This is a genomic window from Rhodanobacter sp. AS-Z3 (genome assembly GCF_029224025.1).
In the GTDB taxonomy this organism is placed as follows: Bacteria; Pseudomonadota; Gammaproteobacteria; order Xanthomonadales; family Rhodanobacteraceae; genus Rhodanobacter.
Window position 1 is genome coordinate 2,851,061 of sequence record NZ_CP119392.1, and the last position, 19,552, is coordinate 2,870,612.

General features: G+C 59.9%; 14 protein-coding genes. 5 read left to right on the forward strand and 9 right to left on the reverse strand.

Going from position 1 to position 19,552, the window contains the following annotated elements; translation table 11 throughout:
- Window positions 1–5: 5 nt before the first annotated feature.
- The 5 genes from PY254_RS12745 to PY254_RS12765 all read right to left on the reverse strand — a co-directional run bounded on the left by PY254_RS12745 (window position 6) and on the right by PY254_RS12765 (window position 9,782).
- Window positions 6–917, reverse strand: coding sequence for a DUF1838 family protein (locus tag PY254_RS12745; protein WP_281012417.1), 912 nt, complete (start codon window positions 915–917; stop codon window positions 6–8).
- A 1,623-nt stretch (window positions 918–2,540) separates the two neighbouring features.
- A complete protein-coding gene (locus PY254_RS12750; RefSeq protein WP_281012418.1) occupies window positions 2,541–4,127 on the reverse strand; it encodes a carboxylesterase/lipase family protein in 1,587 nt (528 codons plus the stop codon).
- 89 nt (window positions 4,128–4,216) lie between these two features.
- Entirely contained in the window at window positions 4,217–6,697 is a 2,481-nt protein-coding gene (locus PY254_RS12755; protein ID WP_281012419.1) for a TonB-dependent receptor, read from the reverse strand.
- 422 nt (window positions 6,698–7,119) lie between these two features.
- Window positions 7,120–8,283, reverse strand: coding sequence for an acyl-CoA dehydrogenase family protein (locus PY254_RS12760; protein WP_281012420.1), 1,164 nt, complete (start codon window positions 8,281–8,283; stop codon window positions 7,120–7,122).
- A 56-nt stretch (window positions 8,284–8,339) separates the two neighbouring features.
- The gene (locus PY254_RS12765) at window positions 8,340–9,782 is read right to left on the reverse strand and encodes a flavin monoamine oxidase family protein (protein ID WP_281012421.1); all 1,443 of its coding nucleotides are present in this window, start codon (window positions 9,780–9,782) and stop codon (window positions 8,340–8,342) included.
- A gap of 312 nt (window positions 9,783–10,094) precedes the next feature.
- Between PY254_RS12765 and PY254_RS12770 the strand changes: the two genes are divergently transcribed.
- From PY254_RS12770 to PY254_RS12790, 5 genes are all read left to right on the forward strand, one after another.
- Window positions 10,095–11,780: a hypothetical protein gene (locus PY254_RS12770; RefSeq protein ID WP_281012422.1), complete on the forward strand. Its 1,686-nt coding sequence runs from the start codon at window positions 10,095–10,097 to the stop codon at window positions 11,778–11,780.
- A gap of 93 nt (window positions 11,781–11,873) precedes the next feature.
- Window positions 11,874–13,058, forward strand: a complete 1,185-nt coding sequence (locus PY254_RS12775; protein ID WP_281012423.1) for a class I SAM-dependent methyltransferase — start codon at window positions 11,874–11,876, stop codon at window positions 13,056–13,058.
- Entirely contained in the window at window positions 13,055–13,426 is a 372-nt protein-coding gene (locus tag PY254_RS12780; protein ID WP_281012424.1) for a hypothetical protein, read from the forward strand. The genes PY254_RS12775 and PY254_RS12780 overlap by 4 nt, the downstream gene beginning before the upstream one ends.
- A 36-nt stretch (window positions 13,427–13,462) precedes the next feature.
- On the forward strand, window positions 13,463–13,975 hold the full coding sequence (locus PY254_RS12785) for a DUF3598 family protein (RefSeq protein WP_281012425.1): 513 nt from the start codon (window positions 13,463–13,465) through the stop codon (window positions 13,973–13,975).
- Window positions 13,976–14,057: 82 nt separating this feature from the next.
- Window positions 14,058–15,224, forward strand: coding sequence for a nitrilase-related carbon-nitrogen hydrolase (locus PY254_RS12790; protein WP_281012426.1), 1,167 nt, complete (start codon window positions 14,058–14,060; stop codon window positions 15,222–15,224).
- A gap of 76 nt (window positions 15,225–15,300) precedes the next feature.
- Here the strand turns inward: PY254_RS12790 and PY254_RS12795 are convergent, their stop codons facing one another.
- The 4 genes from PY254_RS12795 to PY254_RS12810 all read right to left on the reverse strand — a co-directional run bounded on the left by PY254_RS12795 (window position 15,301) and on the right by PY254_RS12810 (window position 19,456).
- The gene (locus PY254_RS12795) at window positions 15,301–16,419 is read right to left on the reverse strand and encodes a CaiB/BaiF CoA transferase family protein (protein WP_281012427.1); all 1,119 of its coding nucleotides are present in this window, start codon (window positions 16,417–16,419) and stop codon (window positions 15,301–15,303) included.
- 45 nt (window positions 16,420–16,464) lie between these two features.
- Window positions 16,465–17,652, reverse strand: a complete 1,188-nt coding sequence (locus tag PY254_RS12800) for a CaiB/BaiF CoA transferase family protein (protein WP_281012428.1) — start codon at window positions 17,650–17,652, stop codon at window positions 16,465–16,467.
- Between the two features lie 92 nt (window positions 17,653–17,744).
- Window positions 17,745–18,926 carry an acyl-CoA dehydrogenase family protein gene (locus PY254_RS12805; protein WP_281012429.1) on the reverse strand — a complete coding sequence of 394 codons (1,182 nt, stop codon included), beginning with the start codon at window positions 18,924–18,926 and terminating at the stop codon, window positions 17,745–17,747.
- Window positions 18,927–18,937: 11 nt separating this feature from the next.
- Complete coding sequence (locus PY254_RS12810) at window positions 18,938–19,456, reverse strand: MaoC family dehydratase (protein ID WP_281012430.1); 519 nt, start codon at window positions 19,454–19,456, stop codon at window positions 18,938–18,940.
- Window positions 19,457–19,552: the final 96 nt, after the last annotated feature.

Genomic DNA, 19,552 nt, shown 5'->3' on the forward strand with positions numbered 1-19,552 from the left:
CAAAATTAAGGCTTGGTGGTCGCAGGTGGGTTAGCAGGGGTGCCGGTGGCTTGCGCGTTTTTCATGTCCCGATAGACCGACCACGTGGTCTCGTTGGGACTGACAAACTCGGTGGGTGCATCGATGAACTTTGGAAAGTGCTTGCGGGTGTAGGCCTGAACTTCCGCAGGAAGCTCGGCAAAGCTGTCCAGCTTCCGTCCTTCGCCGCTGTAGACAAGCCCGCCAGGGCGCTGTCCCATCTTCATCCAAGGCAGCCATGGGCCGGTGCGGAACCACGAATTCACGTAGGGAACGCTCTGCAGCTTGGGGTTTTTCATGTCCGCCAGCTTGGCGAAGAAGCCGAAATGTTCTGAAGCAATGTAGTGGTCGCCACTGGACTCTTCGGGGAACTTGGCGGGCGACAGTTCATTGGGATATTCCAGCGGAACATCGACCAGTAACATCACTTCGTCACCCATCACCACCCATGGCAGCGCGTACTTCCCGCTGCCATGGGCAGGCATCGCCGAATTCACCGGATCGTTGTGAACATGCATCACGTCATCGGTCTTGCCGGTGTAAGGGTTGTCCCATTGCTCGATGATCTTGCCGGTCTTCAGATCCCGGTAATAGCTGACTTCACGGGTCAACAATTTGTAGCTGCCGTCGGCCTCTTTGACTACGCGACAAACGTTGTATCCCTCGAATCCGAGCAGTGGCTTGAGCTTCTGCCCAGGCACCTGCGCGTAGACGGTGGCGGTCCACGCTGAATACTTCTGGTCGTGCGGATCGAGACTGCAACGCAGACGCAGGAACGCCGCTGATGAGTCAGCAGGATTGCGGAAGTCCGGGGTTGCCGCAAACGAGGCGGTTACTGCAGAGGCGGAAGAAATAATTGCCGCGCTGGTGATGTATCGGAACAATTTGCTCAATCGCATGATCGAAATCCTCTAAGACAGGTAGATATCGAGACCAGTTGGTCAGAGTCGTTCAAAGAACAACAGCACCCTTGAGTTCGATTACCCCTCGGAGCTGCCCGGCAACCACGCTCAATTGATTTATCGTTATAACATTAAACAGGTCGACACTAGCACTGCTAAAGATGCGCTGTAAAGCAAATGTACGTACAAAGTTATCAACATCCATGGTGGAATAGCCACGACCCAGCGAATCACGCGATGGAGCCGAAATTTTCTGGCTGTCAAAACTCCCACGAAATGGCCAGTACCAGCCCGTTCACACTAGCCGTCCTGCAGCCGCGAATACCCTTGAACTGGAGGTGGTTGCGTACGCCCCGCAGGGTGGACGTGGGCAAGAAGAGAGAGCAGACGGGGGACCGCCAGCGACCAGCCATCAGAGGTGGAAAGTCCGCCGGGAGACACTCGCCGAGATCACGCTTGCTGCAGTGCCGCGCTCCGCGGATCTAACCCTCGCCATTGACGCGCCCCCGATCCAACAACAAAGTCTCGGACGGCGAGCAAGGGTAGCTGCCATCGGATGACCGTCGTGACCACAAGACCTGACCGCCATTCGAAATACATGACCCGAGCGACGGCTACTCGCGGAGTCGATCCCTTACCCAGGCGAGTCGGCAGACCAGAGCATCTTGTAGCCGATGAATCATCATGCCGACGGCCAATCGGCCGGCCGCAATCGCGGGTCAAAATCGAAAATCCACTCGCGACCGAAACATCACCGGGGGCGACTTGCCGTCAAGATGCCCCACCCATGATCGACCAGTTGACCCAATCCAGCCAAAAGTGCGTAGGCGACCACGGACTCCGGAAAGCCTTGCTTCAGATTGCCTTCTGTCAGAGGCGGAAACCGCAGGATCTTCACGGTATCAATGCGGAGGATGGCATTGAACCTCATCGACAAGCGGGTTCAGACCAGGTTGGATCAGTCTCGGCAGCACGACGGTTCGCAGCCAGCATCAACCTTGCCGAACGGGCTCCCGCCATTGGCGAGCGTGCTCATCTTGAGTCGGCGCGACCGTCGCCGTGTTCGCAGGCAGCTGTCGGAGACTGCTCCCGTTTACTTTGGGTTTGCCGAAGCAGGTGTTAGCGCCAGCACTCTCGCCAGAGACAATCGTTGCATCCAGGTCACGGAAGGCAAGTCTCACCCGCCGATAGCGAAAACTGAGGAGGCTGTCCCTGATTCCCAAGCCACGCCGGGGAGCGCGCCAAAATTTCTGGCAAACAAATTTGGCGATGACCTACAGGCCGCCACTGATTCGTGGCAGTAGCGGTCACCTGCTGACGGTTTCAATTGTTGTTGAAGAAGTCCGCGTGGATGCGCAGGTGTTTGACGAGCCACGACGACTTCAGGTCAAGCACTGCCCTCCACGCCATGCCCTCCATGAATGAGCTCGATCCTGACTGGTCCGACCCTGCTTCGACGCATCAAGATAGCGGGCGCCCTCAATGCTGATATTGAAAGCGCGTGCTTGTCGTTCTCGCCCCGCTGACACCTGCCAGGCATTGACGTCCCAACGATCCGGCGACCTCCCGTTTGACTCGGCACCCAACCCGGGGGAGTCGATAGCCGGATCTGGAGCGCTTCTAGTGATCAGACTTGGTCGTGGATTCGGGCTGGGCAAGAACTTTCTGGTAGCGTTGGAGCTGGTATTTCATCCGCTTGATGAGCAAGTTGCGCGAGACGTGGGGCGATGTATCAAGAACCATCACCGCATTGTCTTTGGATGTGTACTGTGGCCATTTCGACAAGCCCGAACCATTCGGATTTCCGGTACGGGCAAAATTTGTCCAGTACCTCGCCATGGTGTCGGCCAGTGCAACATCTTCTTTGTCCGGAGCGGGTGCTTGCGTGACACCCACCAATTTCAGCAGATAGGCGACATCGTCGCTGTGGGCGGCGCCCGGTTGTTTGCCGCGCGTACTCGATCCCAGATGATCAAATTGATAGACATACGCGGGCTGTCCATGTTGCGCCATTTCGGCAGCAATAAAGCGGGCGGGCGCATGGAACTGGGCATCGGCAAACCAGTCTCCACCTAGAGTCTTGTCATCCAGGTTGCCATAGACGGCGCGCGCGGCAGCGGGCGAAACGCCAGCCAGAACCGCTGTCAGAGGGAAGCTGAAAGGAGCCAACAAGCTTTGCTCCCAGCTAACACTTCCGATCAGAGTAGGCGTCGTATTTGCCTGTCCGTCCGCGAAGATCCGGACCGGATCGCGAGGGATGATCTTGCCGTCGATTATTGGTGCGAGTGCGTTGTTCGTGTGCTTTTCGGTGTATTCGATGATCGCCTGCCAGGGTAGTGCACGCAGTTGCTCCGGACCGTCCTTCGTCCGATCAACACCAAGTTCCTTGCCCATCGCCTCCCCTTCGCGTTCCAGGCTCGACAGGTCACGCAGACCGCCGACAACGGCAACTGCGCCGCTCTGGGGAATGGCTTTCTGGAACAAGCCCTTGGCCAGGGGAGAGGCCATCAATGAGGTGACCGCAATACCGCCGGACGACTGTCCGAAAATGGTCACGTTATCAGGGTCACCGCCGAACGCGGCGATATTTTGCTTGACCCATTTGAGCGATGCGATCATGTCCATCAGGCCATAATTGCCGAGCAACTCGTGCGGCTGACTGGCAGTCAATGCCGGGTCCGCAAAGAGACCCAGACGACCAAGCCGATAGTTGATCGTCACCACGACCACGCCGTGTTTCACCAGCGGCGTGCCGTCATAACGCGAGCCCGCATTGAAGATCGCGTTACCCCCATGAATCCAGACCATCACCGGCGCCTTGGCCGCGGACTTCAGCGATGGTGTATAGACACTCAGGTTGAGGCAGTTCTCGCTCATGTGGAACTGTGCAACCCAGGGCACCTGCTTGCCGAAGCGCTTGTCCGGTTGTGGACAGATTGGACCGGCAACCGTTGCATCACGCACACCACTCCAGTGCGCGGGTGGCGTGGGTGGATGCCAACGACCTGCGCCGCCGACATCACTCGCGAAAGGAATGCCGCGAAAGACGTCGACACTACCCTCAGCCACGCCACGCACGTCGCCGTAGATGGTGTGAACCTGCGGTGCTGCGACGACCGGAGTCTCCGTAGCCGCCAACGGCACGGCTACCGCCATGCCAATCGTCGCGATCAGCACCACTCCAAGCAAAGCTGTCCTGTTGTTCACTGCGGTATCCGGTCGGTGAGGGAAGATAATTCAGCTATTTGACGCATGCCACGAAGACCCGATGGGATGTCCGTACCATGTGCCCATCATCAGAATCGATAATCCAGTCGAATACCGAAGAGTCGGGGCATGGGTGCCGTAACCGCCACGTCGCTCGGATAGCCGACCTTGTACCCCGAACCCGTCTGTCGATTCGGATAGGCAATCAATTGGCTGGGGTCGATATAACCAAGAATGTTTTCCGTCGTTCTGTTGTTGAACGCGTTGTTCACATACGCCGTGATGCGCAGGCCCTTGCGTGGCTCAATTCCAATGCGGAAATTGAACTTGGTCGACGCTCCGGTCCAATTGATATTTGAGGTTGTCCCGAAGCGACTTGATTGATAGAACATGTCCGCGTTCCCGAACAAGGTCCATCCATTCGACAGCGTGTGATTATAGGTCGCGCCAAGCGCCACGTCGTTTTTGGGAACCGCCGGCAAGTACTGGCCAGCGGCGTTGCCGACCCCGATGGTATAAAGCAAATTGGGATCGGGATTATTGACAACCTTCGCATCGAGGTAGGTGTAAGAGAGATTCAAGAGCCAATCGCGCGACAACAGGAACTCGCTCTCCACTTCCAGACCACGGATGCGGGAGCTGCCGATATTGGCAGTGTATGAGTTCGCTCCGACCTTCCCGTCCTGCGTCTGGTTTGGCACCGAAATTGTTTGGGTCTGATTTCGCCAGTTGATGTTGAAGATATCGGCATTGACGCGGAGGCGATCTTCCAACCACATTGATTTCACGCCAAGCTCAGTCGTCCAGGACGTTGATTCCTTGAACGTACTCAAGCCCTGCGCAATGAGACTTGCACGGGATGCATCGGTCAGGGCGGCACTCTGCACTGCCTGGTTGAAGCCACTTGGTTTGTTGCCTTCAGCCAGCGAAGCATAGAAATGCAACTCTGGTTGGGGCGCATAAGTCACAGCAACGCGTGGCACCAGCTTGCTGAAGTTCGCTTTATCGTTATAGGCGCGCGTGAACAGTGTGTAATTCGGCCCGATCTGCAGATATCCGCTATCCAGGCCAGCTTGCCCGATCGTATCCTTCCCCCAGCGCGCCGCGACTGACGCGCCCCACTGGTCATTGATCTGGTATTCGATCATGCCGAAAACCGCCTTGTTCTCGACGGTTGCACCAGGCGTCAACGGCGCGACAGGAACGGGAGCCAGCGAATTGCCCGGCTGTCCCGGCGCAAGATCGAATCCGGTCAGATCTCCCTTGTAACCATTACCCTGGCCTTGCCTGTAGTAGTAAACACCTACTTGACCACGCAGCGGTGCACTCTGGTCGGTTGCCAGCCGCAGCTGTTCCGAAAAATCATGCGACGGCTGAGAGCTGAAGCTCTCGAAAGCACCACCAAAGCCGCGGATACCACTGTAATCCTGGTCGATGCCAAGGTAATTGGTGAGCGTGTTGTACGCCGTAGTCGAAGTCAACGTCCAGTTATTTGCAAAGTAGTAATGCAACTCGACATTTGAGCGCAATATGTTGTTTCTCAACCCTGCGTCATGACCCGACAGACCAAATGCGGGTGTATTCACAGCGAACGTGTTGGGTACTTTTACTTCCCCGCAGTAGTTGGGACCATTGGTATAGATAGGGGCAAAGTATGCATAAACGGTACCTGTCGGCGTACCGAAACAATTCGAATTGGCCACACCATAGCGGTAATAAGCCGGCGATTGATCATCATCATGCTGATAGTTCACGCGCAGCGTGGCGTCGAACGAGCTATTCGGATGAAAGTACAAGGACCCGCCCACCGATTGGGTCTTCTGGCCACCCAGGTCATCCTTGCCTGACACCGAGTTGTGGTAAAGGCCGCCGAGCTTGTTGACGTACGCATTGGCGGCAAAGGACCACGCTGAACTCAGTGGCGCCGAGTAGTTCATGCGCACTTGCTCTTGCCCCTTGTTGCCAACCTGGAGCGAAAAGCCACCCTCAGGCTTGTTGCCGGGCAGTTTGGTGATGTAGTTCACCGCACCTGAGAACGTGGCTCGTCCGAACAATGCCGACTGCGGACCACGCAACACTTCGATCTGCGCGACATTGGAGAGGTCATAGCCGCTGATATCGCCCTCAACGTAGACCCCATCAATGAAAAACGAGGCGTTTGCCTGCCCCAGGATATTGACCATGCCTCGAATGATGGGCCGGTCGAGCGTGCGCCCAAAGGACTGATACATATTGAACCCGGGCGTAAAAGCTGCGATGTCCTCGATGCTTTCGAAGCCTTTGACATCAAGGGTTGCTGCACTGATGGCGGAAACAGCGATTGGTACGTCCTGTGCCTGCTCGGACACACGCTGTGCCGTAACCATGACAGGCTTCAACTTGATGGCCGAAGTCCCGCTCGTCGCCTTTGCGCTGCTCGTTTGCCCCTCACTAGTGTCGCTGGCGCCTGAGGCAGCCTGCCCCTCAGCGCCGCCCGCCGCGCTCTGCGCGTGGCTGTTACCGACAACCATGCCGTTGCTGAGGATCACCGCAATCGCGCTTACCAGCAGTTTCTTTTCCAGGCTTTTCATAGATCGTTACCCTGAGTTGTAGAGCAGAGTTCATGGATGGTTCTTGCGGGTGTTGTTTGGCGTCACGCCGTTCGCGCCCAATCCCGTGGCATGCTGCAAATCTCGATAGACCGGCCAGTCCCTGACAGGCAGGTTTCGACACCAGCCGGCCGAAGCAGCCCGCAAAGTGATGAATACCGTGGATCCCCCTGCCCCTTGCGGCCGCCCCCGGCGGCCACACCAATTGCTTTATCGTTATATCATTAGGCTAGTCGACACTAGCACTGACGACACCTGCCTGTAAAGCAAATGTACGTACAAAGTTTGCTCGCCGTCATGTTGCCCGCATGGCGCTCAAATAAGCTCGCTTGCAGCGGCAATCCATGCACCAGGTGCGGAGCGCGCGATGCGCCCACACCCTTGCCATGTCACACAAAAGCGCCTCAGAAGGCGTTGATGCCAGTCAGCTCACGGCCGACTACCAACTCATGCACGGTCTCGGTGCCTTCATAGGTGATCACCGATTCCAGATTCAGCGCATGACGGATTGCGCCGTGCTCGGTGGTGATGCCGGCGCCGCCGAGGATGTCACGGCACTGACGCGCGATGTCGATCGCCATGCGGCAGTTGTTCCACTTCGCCAGCGACACCTGCGTCGGCTGCATCTTGCCGGCATCTTTCAGACGACCGAGCTGCAGCGACAGCAGCTGCGCGGTGGTAATGCGCCGGGCCATGTCGGCCAGCTTCAGTTGCACCGCCTGGTTGGACGATAGCGGACGGCCGAACAGGATGCGCTCACTGGTGTAGTCCAGCACTTCCTTCAGGCACGCCTGGGCCGCGCCAATCGGCCCCCAGGTGATGCCGTAGCGCGCCTGGGTCAGGCAGCCCAGCGGACCCTTCAGGCCCTTCACGTTCGGCAACCGTGCGCTATCGGGCACGCGCACGTTGTCGAAGAACAGCGCGCTGGTGACCGAGGCGCGCAGGCTCATTTTCTTGTGGATTTCCTGCGCCTTGAAACCGGCCGTATCGGTCGGCACCACAAAGCCCTGGATGCCGTCGTCGGTCATGGCCCAGACGATCGCGATGTGCGCCAGGTTGCCGTTGGTGATCCACATCTTGGCGCCATTGATGACCCAGTCGCCGCCATCCTTCTTCGCATGCGTCTTCATGTTGGCCGGATCGGAGCCGCCATGCGGTTCGGTCAGGCCGAAGCAGCCGATCACTTCACCGGCGGACATGCGCGGCAGGTACTGTTTTTTCTGCTCTTCGCTGCCGTAGGCAAAGATCGGGTACATGCACAGCGAGCTCTGCACCGAAGCAAAGCTGCGCAGACCGGAATCGCCCCGCTCAAGCTCCTGGCAGATCAGGCCGTAGCTGACCGCATTCATGCCGGCGCCGCCGTATGCCTCGGGAATCGTTGCGCCGAGCAGGCCCAGCGCAGCGATCTCCGGAATCAGCTCCTTCGGGAAGCGGCCCTGGTCGAAGCAGTCGCCGATGATCGGCAGCACGCGCTCGTCGACGAAACGGCCGACAGAGTCCTGCACCATGCGCTCTTCGTCAGTAAGCAGCGAGCGGACATCGTACAAATCAATTGGATCGAGTGCCATGAAAAGAGCCTGTCAATGGGCCACGCATGCGCGGCCGCGGAGGGAGATGATTTGCGTCAAGTAGCCTGACGGGTGGCGCCAATCGTTGCCGCCGCGTGTTCGCCGGTGACCACCGCACCTTCCATGCCCGGCAAGTCGAAATTGGTGTCGCTGCCGGCAAAGTGAATCCGCCCCAAGGTCTTGCCCGCCCATTCGACGGTCTGGGGAACGTGGCCTGGAGCAATTTCCGGGAACGCGCCGGAGGCAAACTTGTCGTTGCCCCAGCTTCGGGTAGCCAAGGGCTCGAACGCACCTTTGCTGGCCGGGCGCAGGCGCGCCAGCTCATCCATCGCCCACGCCATGCGCTTGGCCGGTGCGTAGCGATCAGCATGGTCTGCACCAGCGCCGTTCAACCAGACGATCAGGCGCTCCATCTTGCCGTCACTGCCCGGTATGGCCAGTACGCGCTGGATCGGGCCATCATTCCACATGCCCGCCGGCATCCCATCAGTCTCCCAGAAGGGTTTGGTCGGACGCAGGTGGATCGTGGTCACCGAGTTGCTGCGGCGTGCGGCCCACACCGCGCTCTGTGCCGCAGGCGGCGCAGGGTTGATCTTGATCCGGCTCAACGGGCCACTGGGCACCGTAACGATCACATGGTCGGCATGATAGCGACGTCCGCCACGACAAATGACTTCGATGCCGCGCGAACCCTGCTCGATGGAAACCACTTCGGTGCGCAAGATCGGTGGCGACTTCAGCGAGGCCGCCATTGCAATGGGCAACGCCTGGCTGCCACCGGTAACCCAGCCCGGCACATCCCTTCCGCCGAAACGTGGTTCGGCATTGCGACGCAAGGCATCCAGTGCGCTGATCGTGCGCAACGAGGTGTAGCTGTTGGCCACATCCATCCAGTCCAGCGCCTGCCCCGACCAGCCCTTGCTGGCGAGATAGTCGCGCAGTGGAATATCCAACGCGAGGTTGGCTGGGTCGTCCCAACCAGCCAGCTTGGGCAAAGCCGCCTGCGCCATCGCCGCATACAGCAGACCCGGCGGCGGAATGACATGCTCGCGACCTTTCAAAGTGTTCAGCGGACTGTCGCGCCAATCCGTCGATGACAACGCCTGACCTGAAACCAGCAAGGTGGTAGGCCCACCCAACTGCACATCCACCTTTGGCGGCGCGATAGTCACGCCCACCCGCTTGGCATGCGCATGAATGCGCGTGTAGCCGCCGCCCACCTGCACCCCGCCCACTTCGAAACGCATACCGTCATGTTCGATTGTGTGCAGACGTCCGCCGACGCGATCATTCGCCTCCAGCACGGTGACCCGAGCCCCGCTCGATTCGAGCGCATAAGCCGCGGCCAACCCGGCCAACCCCGCGCCGATCACGATGACATCGCTACGCTGCGTGCCCGAACCCAGTGCCATCGCCGTGCCCTCACCCAATCCGATTGCCGCCACACCGGCCATCCCGGCAACCCCAACCGCGCTCTTGAGAAAATTTCGTCTGTCCATTGTTCATCTCGCTCAGCTTCCAGGAAGGGAAGACCAGCCGTGAGGAAGAAACAACTCGACACATGGCAGGTCACGTTTAATATGATCTATGAATATATCATTAAATCAATATTGTCCACTCGACAGACTCAGCTGCGACAAATTGCCCAGCAGAGTGCTGCGCAAAAACAGGGAGGCTTTCCTTCCACCGCCGATTCGCCCGTCCCAATCGCTTTGCCACAAAAACTTGCAGTTGCATTTGTCCGGACATTAAGCCTATGCTCGAAAGACTGCAACCCGGCACATGCTCACCCGTGCCAAGAGAGCCCCTGCATGGCATTCAAAGCCTCGTTTCTGACACTCTCACTGGCGCTTGCCCTCGGCTCTTCTGTCTTTGCTGCGGAGTTGCCCAGCGCGATTGAATTCCCCGCAGGCGTGCACCAGTTCGAGATCGACCGGATCACCAAGGGCAAGTTCGTCCGGGTAGCCGACGGCACCCACGCCGCAACGGTAGTGATGACGGGTCAGCACGGACTGGTCATCAACGGTGGCCACTTCAGCACTGCCAAACCCGTGAATTACGCCCGTGGCATCGAGCTTGCGCGTGGCAAGAGCATTTCGCTCTACAACAAGGAAAAGCCGACACAGCAGCCCGGCAGTCCTGAAGCGAGTTACAACCTATATACCGCCGACGAGATCAAGAGCATCTTCGCCAGCGGTGACAAGGAGCGCATCAACAACGCGTTCACTTCCAGCGACGCAAACAAAATGGCGCCGGTGCAGCTCACCGAAGCCAACGCGCTTGCAGCTTTGGCGGCGGCCAACGAAGTCGCGGCCGCCCGGGAAAAAACTGCGTGGAAGTTGACCAGCAGTAGCGGAAATCTTGAAGTCAACAGCGGCAACTTCAACTTCCACTCGGTCAACCAGAACATCATCTCGGCCGATGCCGGCCAGTTGATCTGGAACGGTGGCGAACTGGTATCCAGCGGGGGCGGCGGTGACACCATCCTGCAAGGCAGCAGCGGTATCGACATTCTCGGTGGCAACATCACCAGCAACGGAACCGTCGATGGCAAGCCGACCGCCGTGCAATACGACGATCGGCACAAACTGAATCGTGATCGCTGGACGCTGGGCAAGTATCTTTCGCTCGCCAGCAACGGTGACATCAACGTGGGGCTACAGGGCCAGCCTGGCCCGGTCATCCATGTTTCGGACGGCATGCTGAAGATCGGCGTGGTTTCCGCGGCACCAGCAGGCAATGCGTCAGCGCAGGCCCATTACTTCAATCTCAATAGTGGCTCGGTCACCCTGCAGGGAGACTACCGTTCCACCCTGTTGGCGCTTGAGCGTACCTATGACCTCGTTGCCACCATCAAAGGCGGGGTGCTCAACATCAGCACCGGCGAGAAACTTGCACACACGCCCACCGAAAGCCCCTCCATGTGGAACATGAAGACCCTTCTGGAAGGCGGCGTGATCAACCTCGTCAATGGCGAAGTGATCGGACCGAACAGCGCCATTCGCGGTGGCTTGCTGAACATGATGGGCCGCTCCAGCTTCAGCAGTCCGATGGGCAGCCTGACCATTTCCGGCGGCACGATCAACGTCGGCCCGCAGTCCTTCATCGGCGCGATCCGTGGCGACAGCAAGGCGCAATCGACCTACCCGACCAGCCAGCAGGATCTCACCATCAGCGGCGGAACCCTGAAGTTCAAGGTGGCCGCACCCGCACACGGTTCTGAACTCAAGGTAGGAACCGACATTGGCGGCATTTTCGCCGGTGACAACAACCCAGCCAGGCCCAGCCAGCCGACGCTGACCATCGCGCCGGAGACGGTGATCAAGCTGGATACGTCGGCGCTCAACAAGGGCACCTATACCGCGGCCAACTTTGCCTCAGTCGACGAGGGTGACGGCAGCTTGCATATTGCGGCACCCATGCAGATCGGCGGCCCCGAGCTTCCCTACAGCGGTACGCTGGACACCAGCGGATTGCTGACCATCATGGTCCACTGATTCAAGTTCATTCCGTTGCCGGTGTTTGTCCCCACAATCACCAGCGACACCCCACGGCAAACGCGTTTCCCGTTCGCAGCACGGAGATATCCAATGAGCCAACAAACTCCCCCACCCAGCTGGCAGCATGTCGGTCGCCACGGCGTCTTCCCCGAAAGCGGGCATGACGACACCGCACGCTTCGACTTCCTCGCCAACATGAATGGCTATCTGTCCACCCAGCTCAGTCCCAAAGTCCGGGTGGCCTACGAAAAGCGTGCCAAGCCGGCGTTCGAGAAGGAACAGGGACGCGAGCCGCAGACGCGCCAGGAAGTACGCAAGGCGATGCTCGGTGATTCGATCTATCAGACCTGGAGCGCGCTGCGCCGCAATACCATGGAGATGCGCCAGCAGGCCGGCCGCGCCCTGGTGTTCCGCCAGCTCAAGCCCTTGCTGGCCAAGGCACGCGCACTCAACACCAATGCGCCGACGCTCAAGCTCGATCCGTCGGTGGTGATCCCGCGCCACGTCAGTGCAGTCGACATTCACTGCATGCCGGGCGGCTATCACACCGAAGTGGTGGCTGAAGACATTTCCGCGGGCGCCAACTATGACGCGGGCATCTTCGCCACCACCGGCGGCATGCTCGGGCGCTACAACGATGGCGGCGGCCAGGCACTGGCGCAGTGGCTGAAAGAGAAATACCCGGATTTCAAACCCAAGCGCATCCTCGACCTTGGCTGCACCGTCGGTCACAACGTCGTGCCACTGGCGCAAGCGTTCCCGGATGCCGAAGTGATCGCGATCGATGTGGCCGCGCCAATGCTGCGCTACGCCCACGCCCGTGCGCGTTCGATGGGCGTCACCAATCTCGAATTCCGCCAGGTCGATGCCGAATCAACCGGCTATCCGGACGGCCATTTCGACCTGATAAGCAGCGCCATGTTCTGGCACGAAAGCTCGGCCAAGTCGATGCCAAAAACCTTGCGTGAAGTCGAACGCTTGCTCGCGCCGGGCGGCCTGACGGCACACCTGGAGCAGCCGCAGTACCCCGGCATGGACCTGTACGAGCAGTTCGTGCGCGACTGGGACGCCTACAACAACAACGAGCCGTTCTGGAGTGTCATGCATGAATATGACTTGCGCCAGATGATGATCGACGCCGGCTTCGACCCAGCGAAGTATTTCGAGACCAAGGTGGCCGGCGTGGTCGACCGCAGCATCTTCCCGGTCGCCAGCAACGAGGGCGAGGACTTTGGTCGCGCCGCACTATGGACGATGTTTGGAGCATGGAAATGACCGATATCGATTCGATCGACCCGATCGCCCTGGCCGGTTCTCGCGCCAAAGGCAAGCGCCCCTATTTCTTTAAAGACCCCGACGTCGAGCGCGTGCTGTCGATTGCGATGGTGATCGCGATGGAACATTCGGTCACCCGTCAGCGGCTGGATGCACTGGAACGCGTGATGGAAAGCAAAGGCCTGTTGAGCCGTGCCGAAATCGAGCAGTTCCATCCCGATGCCGAAGGCGAAGCCGAGCGTGGCCGCTGGATGCAGAACTACATTGCCCGCGTGCTACGCATCGTGCAGCAGGAAACCGAAGCGCTCGAAAACGGCTCGGCCGAGCCACCGCTGGCCGACATGATCGAGCAGATGCGCGAACACTGAATCATTACCCGCCATACCCTGAAAAGAGGATTACGCATGATCGACATGAAACGGCACATGCCCGCACTGGCCCGCCACGAGGGCGTATGGGACGGTGACTATCGCTATTACGACACCGAAGGCAACAAGACCGACGAGCACCGCTCGCGTCTGATCTGTCGCATCACCGGCGACGACAAGATGCCCTACCACCAGACCAACCAGTACAGCTGGGCGGATGGCCGCACCGAAGTGCGCGACTTCCCCACCACGTATTCGTTCGGCCGGATCATTTTCGACAACGAGCTGATCTACGGCTGGTGCACGGAAATTCCGGAAGACGACTTTCATCGCACCTTGATGCTGCACTGGAGCCGCAAGGGCGAGGGCGACATCGAGCTTTACGAGATGATCCAGTTATCCGATTGTGGCAATTACCGTCACCGCACCTGGCAGTGGTACAAGGGCGGCCGGCTGATCCAGCGCACCCTGATCGACGAACACCGCGTCAGCCACAACTGGAAACAGATCCCCGGCGTGAGCTTTGCGGGCGAGCCACTGGAGCCTTGATCCAATCCCCCGGGCGGAAGGCATGTCGCCTGTCCGTCCTGCCCGTTCGTTGAGGGCAATTCACGCAGCTTCGGGAAATTCCATGGATAACTCACGACGCAAGTTTCTCTCCAGTACCGCAGCCACGGCAGCAAGCGCCGCCGTAGCTACCATGGGCGTGGTCGCGCCAGGTGTGCTTGGCATCGGCGGCGCGGCCCACGCTGCCACCCCGACAAAGACCGGCAAACCCATCGACATGCGCACCGACGGCACCTATGACACCGTCGAACTGGCCAAGCCAAGCTGGACGCTGGGGCTGGTGCAGTCGCGCGTGCACTCGTTCGATGCGAGCAACTGGAAAGCGGGGATGAAGGAAAACCTCGCGCATATGCTGCGCTTGATCGACAACTCGTTCTACTACGGCGCCAAGCCTGACCTGCTGCAGTTTCACGAGTTCCCGCTGTCCGGCTGGCGCAGATGGGATCGCGCGGAGATCAACAAGTTCTCGATCGAAATCCCCGGTGAGGAAACCGAGGCGCTGGCCAAGAAAGCGCGCCAGTACGACACCTGGATCGTGTTCGGTGCCTACGCCAAGGACCCGGACTGGCCGGGTCATGTGTTGTCCATCACCACGGTGATGAACAACAAGGGCGAGATCGTCGGCAAGGACTGGAAGGCACGCAACATCAAGGGCGTGTTCCCCGACTTCGAGTTGTTCACCACAACCATCAACGATGTACTTGACCGCTACGTGGAAATGTACGGCCGCGATGCCGTGCTGCCGGTACACCGCACGCCACTGGGCAATATCAGCACCAGTTCGACCCAGCGCGAACCGGAGCTGTTCCGCGCACTGGCGATGAAGGGCGCCGAGGTGTTCCTGCGTACCGCATCGGGTGGCTTCTCGCCGATGGATATCGGTGCCACTGCGATGTACAACGGCGTCTACAGCTCGGTCGTCAACAACTCGATCTCGCCGGACAACGGCCCGTTCTTCGATGATCCCGGCGCAGGCGGAACCGCGTTCTACGGCCCCAGTGGCGAGCCGATGGCGCAGGCCACCAGCAAGGACGAACAACTGGTCGTCGGACGCGTACCCATCGCCGAGCTGCGCGCGCGCCACCGCCAGCCGATCGTGCACATGGACCTGTATCGCGATGTGTTCGATACGTACGTTCCGCAATTCCCGCCTAACCTGTGGTCAGCATACCTGCCGACTTCGCTGGAAGATGCGGGCCGTTACGTGCGTGGAAAATCACGCTGGAAGTAGGTTTGCCGGTAGTCGCGACCAAACGAAACACGCCCCGTTCGGGGCGTGTTTTTCTATCCGGCATGACATGCGCCGACTACTTCAGTTTCAGCTCCGCCAGCACGTCCGCCGTCGAAGCACCCAACGCGTCGAGATGGGGATTGATGCGACCCGGCTCGTTAGCAAAACGGATCGGGATGCCCAGATGCATACCGCCATCAGGCGCTTCCCAGACCATGCCACGCTGTTGCGTATGCGGGTCGTTGAAGGCCTCGGTCAGCGTTTTCACCGGCGCCCAGCAGACGTCGAGCGTTTCCAGCAACGCGCACCAGTGGGCCAGCGTCTGCGTGGCGAACGTTTCAGACAAAAACGCCTTGACCGGATCCTGGCCGCTGCCCGGTCGCAATTGACACAGCGGCGCCAGGTCCGACCGCCCCAACGCAGCCAGCAGGTTGTCAGCAAACTTGTGCTCGGCGCCACCAAGCGCCAGCCAGCGATCATCACTGCAGCGATACAGGCGATACATCGCGTTGCCGCCCCAACTGCGCTCTTCCTTCACGACCGGATCGCGATGCTCGGCAAAGGGCGGGCCAAGCACATTCGGCAGCCACGCCATCAACGCGTCCTGCATCGACAGGTCGATGTAGTCGCCCTGCCCGGTTTTCTCGCGGCGATACAACGCCATCAGGATGGCGGAAAGCGCCGTCAGCGAGCCAGCCATGTCGGCCACCGGCATATGCGGCGAAGCCGGCGAACCGTCCGGCCCGAGGTTGAGGCTGACCACCCCGCTGTCGGCCTGCATCGCCAGATCATGGGCGGCCCGGGTGGCCTTCGGACCGGTCTGCCCGAACGCACTGATCGAGCAATAGATGATGCGCGGATTGATCGCGCGGCAATGCGCGTAGTCAATGCCCAGACGCAGGGCTACCCCGGGGCGGAAGGCCTCAACCACCACATCAGCCCACGCGACCAGCTTGTCGAAGGCTGCCTTGCCGTCGTCGCTCTTCAGGTCCAGCACGATGCAGCGCTTGCCGCGGTGGGTGTTGCGAAACCACGTGGACACGCCAGCCTGTTTCAGGCCGACTTCACGCACCGGCTCGCCAGTGGGTGGCTCGACCTTGATCACATCCGCGCCGTGGTCGGCCATCGTCATGGTCAAATGCGGACCCGGCAGGAACAGCGACAGTTCGAGTACGCGCACGCCTTCCAGTTTCATCAGAGTCTCCGGGCAGTGCTGTCGATCATCGTGGCAACGATGTACTTACACCACACCCTGCGATACCAGTTGCCCGCGTTCCTGCGCGGAGTAGCCGAGTTCTTCCAGCAAGGCATCGGAATCTGCACTCAGCGGTGGACAGGCCGTGCCGGAAAGCCGCTCGCCGTTCAACTTGATCGGACTGCGCAGCATCCGTTGCGTGCCCTGCGGGTGCTCGACTGACTGCAGCATGTTGATCCGCTCCACGTACGGATTGTCCAGCGCATGGGCGACATCCAGTACCGGCGCAATCGGAATCTTGCCGGCAAACTGCGCCACCCAGTAGGCGGTGTCGTGGTGCATCAGCGCTTCGTCGACCAGTGGCGTCAGCGCCTCGCGGTTGGCGCGGCGTGCCGGGAAGTCGGCGAAGCGTGCATCAGTCGCCAGTGACGGGCAGTCGATGCCGGCGATGAAGGTTTGCCAGAACTTCTCCAGCATGCACATCACCATCACCCAGCCATCAGCCGTGCGGTAGACCTGACACGGCACCGTGCTGGGATGCGCCGAACGCTCCAGCCGGGTGGTCTCGTGCCCCTCGTTGAGATACCAGGTGGCCGGATAGCTGAGCTGATGCAAGGCCACGTCGAACAGGCTGACATCCACGTCACGACCGATTCCGCTGCGTCCAGCGCCAAGCAGCGCCGCCAGCAGCCCCATCGCCATCGTGGTGCCGGTCATGTAGTCAACCATCGACAGGCCGAAGCGCGACGGCGGCTGACCCGGTTCACCGGTGAGCGACATGAAGCCAGCCTCGGCCTGCATCAGATAGTCGTAGCCCGGCCACGCGGCACGTTCGTTGTCACGCCCGTAGGCCGACAGGTGGGCGCAGACGATTTTTGGATTGAGCTTGCCCAGCGTGGCGTAATCCAGCCCCAACTTGGCCGGCTGGTCACCACGAAGATTGTTGAGTACCGCATCAGCCGTGATGACGAGTCGCTCAAATACCTGGCGCCCGGCAGCCGTCTTCAAGTCCAGTCGCAACGAGCGCTTGTTGAGATTGAAGGTCTGGAAAAACTGACTGTCGCCTTCACCCAGGAAATACGGACCGGTGGCGCGCGACACATCACCACCCGGCGGCGACTCGATCTTGATCACCTCCGCACCCAGGTCGGCCAGATGCATCGAGCCGTACGGGCCGGCGCCGTATTGTTCGACTGCGAGAATGCGAATGCCCTGCAGCGGAAGAGAACTCATGAGGCTACCTGTGCGTGAATGGCTGCCAGCGTGCGCTCACGCGTGGCAGCGAAAATCGTCCAACTCCGGGAAGCCTGGCAATCCGGCACCACTCAGATCGGGTTACGCGCCACCAACTGCTTGGAAATGATGATGCGCTGCATTTCGTTGGTGCCTTCACCAATGCACATCAGCATCGCGTCGCGATGGAAGCGCTCGATCTCGTACTCGGTCGAATAGCTGTAGCCGCCGAAGATGCGCATGCCCTCTTCCGCGCAGAACGCGCCGGTTTCGGTGGCGAAATACTTCGCCATGCCCGCTTCCATGTCGCAGCGCTGGCCCGTGTCGTAGGCGCGCGCGGCGCTTTCGATCAGCAGCTTTGAGGCTTCCACGCGCGATGCCATCTCTCCGAGCTTCAACTGGATCGCCTGATGCTCGCAGATCGGCTTGCCAAACGTCTTGCGCTCCTGCGCGTAACGAAGCGACAACCGCAACGCACCCTGCGCAATGCCCGCCCCACGTGCCGCGATGTTGATGCGGCCCAGCTCCAAGCCACCGACGGTCTGCTGGAAGCCCTTGCCTTCTTCACCACCGAGCAGGCAGTCGACCGGTACCTTGTAATCCTGGAACACCAGTTCACAAGTATCGATCGCGCGGTAGCCGCTCTTCTTCATCTTCTTGGCCACGATGAAGCCTTCGCCCTTCTCGGCGATCAGCATGCTCATGCCCTTGTGCCGCGGCTGCGCATCCGGATCGGTTTTCACCAGCAGCAGGATCATGTCGCCGTTGAGTGAATTGGTGATCCACGTCTTGGCGCCATTGACGACGTAATGATCGCCTTCACGCCGCGCAACAGTGCGGATCGCCTGCAGGTCGGTGCCGGCATTCGGCTCGGTCAGGCCAAGGCCGCCACGCAGCTCGCCGGTGGCCATCCGCGGCAGGTACTTCTGCTTTTGCGCCTCGGTGCCGCAGCGCTCGATCGCCGACGCCATGATCAGGTGCGAATTGAAGATGCCGGTGGGCGCCATCCACACCGACGCGATGCGGGTGACGATCTTGGCGTAGATACCTGCTGGCAAACCCAGACCGCCGTACTCCTGCGGAATGGTGGCGCCGAACAGGCCGAGCTCCTTCATCTCCTCGACCAGCGCGTGCGGGTACTTGTCTTCCTGGTCGTATTCCATCGCGATCGGCGCGACCGACTTTTCGACCCAGGCATCGATGGTATCGAGCAAGGTCTTCTCGTCGTCAGCGCTCCACACGGGCGTATCGGCGGCATTCACGGGTGCATTCATGGCAGGGATGCTCAGTAGTTGACCTTGTCTTCGATCGAATGGCCTTCGCGCGCGATCAGCATGGTGCGGCTGAACGTGCTGACCAGCTTGCCGTCCTGATTGAAACCGTCGGTCTTGCAGGTGACGATGCCGGCGCCCGGACGCGACTTGGACTCGCGCTTCTCCAGCACCTGCGATTCGGCATACAAGGTGTCACCGACAAACAGCGGATGGGTCATCTTGATTTCCGACCAGCCGAGATTGGCGACCGCCTTCTGGCTGACGTCGGTCACGCTCATGCCGACCATCAAGGCGACGGTGAACGGCGAGCAGACGATGATCTTGCCGAACTCGGAGGCCTTCGCGTATTCCTTGTCGAAGTGCATGGGATGCGTGTTCATCGTCAACAACGTGAACCAGGTGTTGTCGGTTTCGGTGATGGTGCGACCCGGGCGATGCTCGTAGATGTCGCCGACCGTGAATTCTTCGAAGAAGCGACCGAAGGTTTCACGGTAACGGTGCTCACCGACTTTCTTGACGTTCTGAACCATGGGGAGTGATTCCTGTAGTGTTGAATGGCCTACGTGATCGGGCCGGATCTGGATGACGTATGGCCGTCTGGCCAGACATTGGATAAGCGCTAATGA